At 46.1% G+C, this 6,001-nt stretch carries 4 protein-coding genes; all 4 read right to left on the bottom strand.

The genetic code is table 11. The annotated features are described in order from the left end of the window. The coding region (locus ACM0OR_RS27465; RefSeq protein ID WP_414579569.1) for a beta strand repeat-containing protein at positions 1-3,733 on the bottom strand (3,733 nt) is incomplete at its 3' end. Positions 3,734-3,921: 188 nt separating this feature from the next. After that, positions 3,922-4,785, bottom strand: coding sequence for a sulfotransferase (locus ACM0OR_RS27460; protein ID WP_323269275.1), 864 nt, complete (start codon positions 4,783-4,785; stop codon positions 3,922-3,924). Positions 4,786-4,872: 87 nt separating this feature from the next. Continuing rightward, positions 4,873-5,034, bottom strand: a complete 162-nt coding sequence (locus ACM0OR_RS27455) for a hypothetical protein (RefSeq protein WP_414579568.1) — start codon at positions 5,032-5,034, stop codon at positions 4,873-4,875. Positions 5,035-5,208: 174 nt separating this feature from the next. After that, the gene (gene cysC / locus ACM0OR_RS27450) at positions 5,209-5,739 is read right to left on the bottom strand and encodes an adenylyl-sulfate kinase (RefSeq protein WP_323269274.1); all 531 of its coding nucleotides are present in this window, start codon (positions 5,737-5,739) and stop codon (positions 5,209-5,211) included. Positions 5,740-6,001: the final 262 nt, after the last annotated feature.

The following is a 6,001-nucleotide window of genomic DNA, read 5'->3' as shown; positions in this document are numbered from 1 at the left end:
AGCCATCTTCTAGAGTGGTTTGGTTTGCGATCGCATTTGCTACTGTGGGGGCATCATTAACTGGAGTCACAGAGAACGTCTGAGTTTGTCCAGCTAAGGTATCTGTGCCGTCGGTAACATCGTAGTCAAGGGTGACAGTACCATTAAAGTCAGCAGTTGGAGTGAAGCTATAAGTGCCGTCGTTGTTGTTGACTAATGTGCCGTTGTCAGCAGTTAAGTTGGCAACAGTAAGAATATCACCATCTCCATCACTGAAACCTACTAATAAGTCAGATGTATTAATGATGATGGCGGTATCTTCGGCGGTGCTGTTTAATGTTGCTGTGGGTGAACCTGTGGGCGCATCGTTGACAGCAGTGACGGAGAAAGTATTGCTTTGTCCAGTTAAACTGGCTGTGCCATCGGTGACATCGTAGGTGAGGGTGACAGTGCCGTTAAAGTTGGCAGTTGGGGTGAAGGTATAAGTCCCATCATTGTTATTTACTAATGCACCGTTGTCAGCAGTTAAGTTGACAACATCAAGGATATCACCCGCATCTACATCATTGAAACCTGCTAATAAGTCAGATGTATTAATAATGATGGCGGTATCTTCGGCGGTGTTGTTTAATGTTGCTGTGGGTGAACCTGTGGGCGCATCGTTGACACCGTTGATTGTCAAGTTAACTGTTGCTGTGCTAGTACCGCCATTACCATTGTCGCTGGCAGTGTAAGTAAAGCTATCGGTAGCAGTTGCACTTGCAGCTAAAGATTCAAATTGACCGTTAGGGTTGTAGTCGAAAGTGCCATTAGTGTTGAGAGTCAGTAACGCACCAGAAGCTAGGGTAATTGGTGTGCCGACTGTGATAGTGTTGCCATTAACTTGAGTGATATTTAAGCTATCGCCATTAGCATCGGTGTCATTAGCAAGGACGTTGATGTTAACAACAGTATTTTCATCAGTGGTGGCAGTATCGTTGGCGGCAACAGGGGGAATGAAAGGCGATTCATAAGACCCAATATCTACAGTATCGCCAATGGTGCGAGTGATACCCCGTTGGTCTGTGGTGACACCACTTGGGATGAGGGCATTGTTTCCCGCGTTGATAGCAGCCGAACCTACAACTATTGCGTGAGTTTGGGTAGCACCGCCGTTGTTAGCGAGAGAGCCGATGACTTGGTTAATATTGGTAATGCCAGCCGAGGCAAAGGTGATATCGCTGCCAGTGCCGATAGTGCCAGATGCACCAGTCAAGCTACCGATGAGGTTGTTGGCATTTCCTGTGACTGCTCCAAAAATATCCGGGGCTTCGTTACCAGAATCGAAGTTGCCGGCGATGATGGTATTTTGGGCGGTGACGGTGCCTGCTAATCTGAATATACCGCCGCCATTGCCACTGCCATTGTTGTCGGAGTCAACAGTGTTATTAGTAATGGTGCTGTTGTTCAGGTTCAGCGTACCTATGCTGAAGATACCGCCGCCGTTTTCTGCCGCCTTATTACCAGAGATGGTGCTGTTGGTCAGGTTTGCTATACCGAGGTTTGTTATACCGCCGCTATTTCCTGCTGACGTATTGCCAGATACGGTGCTGTTGATTAGATTGAGGGTACCGGATAAGTGGCCGATACCAGCAGCGCCCCCCCTATTACTAGTAGTATTGTTAGAGATAGTGCTTCCCGTTACGCTCAGGAGAGTACCTTGGTTAGAAATGCCACCGTAGGTTACACCAGTATTGCCAGAGACAGTGCTGTTAGTTAGGCTCAAAGTCCCAAAGTTGATGATGCCGCCTACATCTCCAGTATTGTTAGAGACAGTGCTTCCAGTTAGGCTGAGGTTGCCTTGGTTAGAAATGCCGGCGAACCTTCCAGTATTATTAGAGATGATGTTGTTGGATAGCATCAGGTTTTCTACGTTAAAGATGCCACCACCTGCACTATTATCCTTTCCAGCCGTAATCGTTAGTTCATTAATTGCTACATCAATTTGATTGCTACTATTGCCATCATCCACTTTAAAAACAGCAGAGGCATTATTACCGCTGATACTGAGGTTACTTGCCCCTAGTCCATTGATAGTCAAGGCATCAGTAATAACTAATTGCCCAGAAGTTAAAGTAATGGTGTCGGGAGTAGCATCAGTGAAAACACTACCTGCAAAGGTAATTGTATCTGCACCTGCAAAGGCGTTGGCGTTGAGAATCGCTTGCCGCAATGAACCCTCACCAGAATCGTTGGTGTTGATGACGACGGTATCATTAGCCGCAATGGTAACGGTGGCGGTGTTATTTGTACCGTCAACGGTATAAGCCGTACCATTCTCTAAATTGAGTTTGAGGGTTTCGGCTGCTTCCGCTTGAATGTCGTCAATGGCGGCTAGGTTAAGATCAACAAAGTTTTGTCCATTGGCAATGGTAACAGTTAAGGTATTACCTGAAACAGTGACGCTACCACCATTGAGGGTATAGTCAGCCGTTGAAGCTGTACTAATACCATCAATAGTTAGGTTAATGGTTAAATCCCCTGTGGTGTCGCTACGAGTGATGCGATAAATGCCATTGCTACCGCCTTCATTGGCTGTGGCTGTTTGTGCCGTAATGCTGACAGTGGGAGTAACAGAAGTGACGTTAATTGTACCGTAAATATCATCGTTGTTAGTGGCAGTTCCCGCATCGTTAGCTGCACTGTTGCCGCTATAAGTAAGATTACCCACAGAAGTAACAGTTGGCAGCATAGTGGGCATTCCCTGGTTATTGTTGTTGGTGTTGGTGGTGGACTGCATGATGAAGATTGCCCCACCCAAGCCTTGACCTGAGTTAAAAACTGTGCCACCTGTAGCAGTGTTGTTGGTAAAACTGGTGTCGCTGAGGGTTAAAGAGCCACTGCGAACGAAGATACCACCCCCCAAGCCGGCACCGCCGCCGCCGTAACCCCCATTTGCACCAGTACCGCCAAAGCCACCCAAGCCACCATTCAAGTTACCGTAGCCACCGCCGCCGCCATAACCCCCATTTGCACCAGTACCGGTGTAGGTATTACTGCCACCGCCACCACCAAAGCCACCGTTACCCTCAAATACACCACCACCACCGAAGCCGCCTTCGGGAATAGCTTTAGCGTCTCCCCCGCCACCGAAGCTGGTGCTACCGCTGTAGCCGCTATTGTAACCACCATCGTAATTTCCGTTGCCACCGTAGCCACCACCGCCGCCGCTGGCGTTGGCAAACAGTCCACCGCCGCCGAGGAAACTGCCATTGCCAAACATACCACCACCGCCGCCGCCAAAGTTAGCTTCGTCGGGTGAGCCATTACCACCTTGCGCTGTGTTATTACTAAAAGCGACATTAGTTAGGGAAACATCGCCATCATAAATAAACAAACCACCTCCCATACCAGCTCCGCCGCCGCCGCCACCAAAGCTACCGTTACCGCCTTTAGCTCGTCCGTTGGTGATAGTTAAGTCAGAAATACCGACGGTTCCCGACAAAATGAACAAGGGGCGCAAGTCGCCATCATCATTAATACCGTTATTATTGGCATCGCCACTGATGCTATGGTTGTTACCCACAATGCTGATGTTGCTGTTCACCAGGGTTTTCATTACCCCAGTGATCCGGACATCGCTATTAATGGTAATGGTGTCATCCCCTTCTATTTGGTTGGCTTGCAGAATTGCCCAACTGAGAGTACCTTCAGTATTTCCAAGACCGTTATCTGTAGATTCGGTAACGATGAAATTATTTGATTCTGCTGGCATGATTTTTTCCTATTGTGTGAATTGAATGAGTAGAAACTTTAACCTTGAAAAAAAGGGGAATCAAGATTTAACCGTTGTGTCTGTCTGACTTTTCACGGTATCAAGAAAACCCCTCTCCAAACCTCTCCCCTGCAAGGAGAGAGGCTTTGATTATTACTCCCCTTCCCTACCAGGGAAGGGGTTGGGGGTTAGGTTTCACGTACATAGCGTGAAAAGTCAGTTGTGTCTGTTGGTTGGGCGACAATCAAATTCGCCAAACTATTGCTAGGATTTGTCCAAAAAGACAACTGATTAAATTGGGTAAATAAATCCGGTGGCAAAATGGTTTGCCTCTCTTGCAACTCGACTTTGGAACGAACTGTGTGCAGTCCTTTCAGGTTGAGTCGGTTGTCAAATTCCGGTGCATCATATTGGACATTTTCAAAGTCATGGTCGAATGGTTCTTCTTCTAAAAATTGATAAATTAAATGCAAGACTTTATCCGGCTTTTGCGCTAATAAGTCGTAATCGACTAACAATAACCGCGAGCTATATTCGCTATAAAAAGCTTCCTTAAGAGCGTTATAGGCAAACCCCACTAACCGTCCCCCTTGGCTCAAGGCTTCGGTACGGGTGTAAACGGTGGCGCGTTCGGTAGGGTTGTTAAATAAGCGAGAAACATCAAAAGAGTTTTTTCTGACTAGCCTTTCGATGCTGTCCATAATCCAAGCCACATTCCGCACACAGCAAATCACCTTTGAGCCGGGAAATAGCTCATGAATTAAGGACAATTTGCTACACCACAAGCGGTTAGTGTCAAAGATGACTTGTTTATCGGCTTGGGACTGGTAAAACGTGGAAAATATAGTTAAAGTTAATGCCCGTTTTTGCTCAGGGGTGATGAAGACAGAATATTCGTTGTCTTCGCTCATGGCTTCCAGCATTCGGTTTACCAGACTACCCACAGGGCTAGACATACTGGCATGAAACTGGGGATTTTGCCGCAGTAAGGCTCCGAGTAAGGTGGAACCGGAACGAGGTAAGCCGGAGATAAAATGGATTTTGGCAGTCATGATGGTTAATTAGCTTGTATTTGTCGCCTAGAGAAATTGAATGTTTCTATAGGCGCGACATTATTTAATAACGAATTAGCATTGAGGTTAAAAAAGCACAGCGCGATCGCCCCCTATGCTGTCTGCATTGGGGGATGAAAGCGAGAGCTTGATAGTCTGCTCGGCTAGGCAGTTGTCTAAATTTTTGATAGTGAAATGGATTATATAGCGATCGCCCCATTCACCGCATCGGACAAAGATCCTAGTCAAAACTTGGATCTTTGTCCTATATAATTAATACTTATGTTGAATCATGAGAGTGGCGATACTTACGGTGGGCTACGCCAACGCCATCAGCCCATGAAGACTGAGCAAGGCTGATGGGGAGCAACTTCAATGCAACTCAGGTGCAAAAAAGTAGGTATATGAATTTTTCTCGTCAACTTACTGAATATAGCCTTGACATTCTAAGTAGCTAATTACTTGGCAAACACATTTCTCAACTGTAAATTTATCGGTAATACAAATCATCTCTGGATTTAAAGGCTCTTCATAAGGGTCGGATATGCCAGTAAAATGTTTGATTTGTCCTGTCCTGGCTTTGGCGTAAAGTCCCTTAACATCGCGGGATTCGCAAACTGCTAATGGTGCTTGAACGTAAACTTCGATAAAATTGGTGGTTGTTTTTCTTAATTCTTCTCGAATTTCTTGATAGGGACTGATTGCAGCAACGATCGCTACTATCCCATTGCGACTGAGTAAGTTGGCAACAAAACCAATCCGCCGGACATTGATATCTCTATCTTCTTTACTAAATCCAAGTCCTTGAAATAAATGGGTGCGAACGACATCACTATCAAGTAATTCTACTCGGCAACTCCGCGATCGCATCTCTTGGGCAACAGATAAGGCGATGGTTGTTTTACCCGCCCCACTTAACCCTGTCAGCCAAAGAATTAGACCTTGATGATTCATAATTTGCTTTCTTTATCGATGAAACAGTGCGATGTCTACGACGGGCTACGCCTACGCACTTTATATTATTCGTGGATTGCTATGACTTTTTAAGGTTATGACGCTTGTACAAAAGGTGCAAGCCGATGCAACTAAGGTGCAAGTCCATCTTATCAAGGTGCAAGTACATCTCATCAAGGTGCAAGGCAATGCAACAAAGATGCAAGGCAATGCACCTAAAAAAGTTGTCGAGTGGGCAAACATTCGCCCACCCAATACTCTT

The organism is Anabaena sp. CCY 9402-a, from assembly GCF_963920945.1.
GTDB lineage: Bacteria > Cyanobacteriota > Cyanobacteriia > Cyanobacteriales > Nostocaceae > Trichormus > Trichormus minutissimus.
This window is presented reverse-complemented; position numbering and strand designations above follow the sequence as displayed.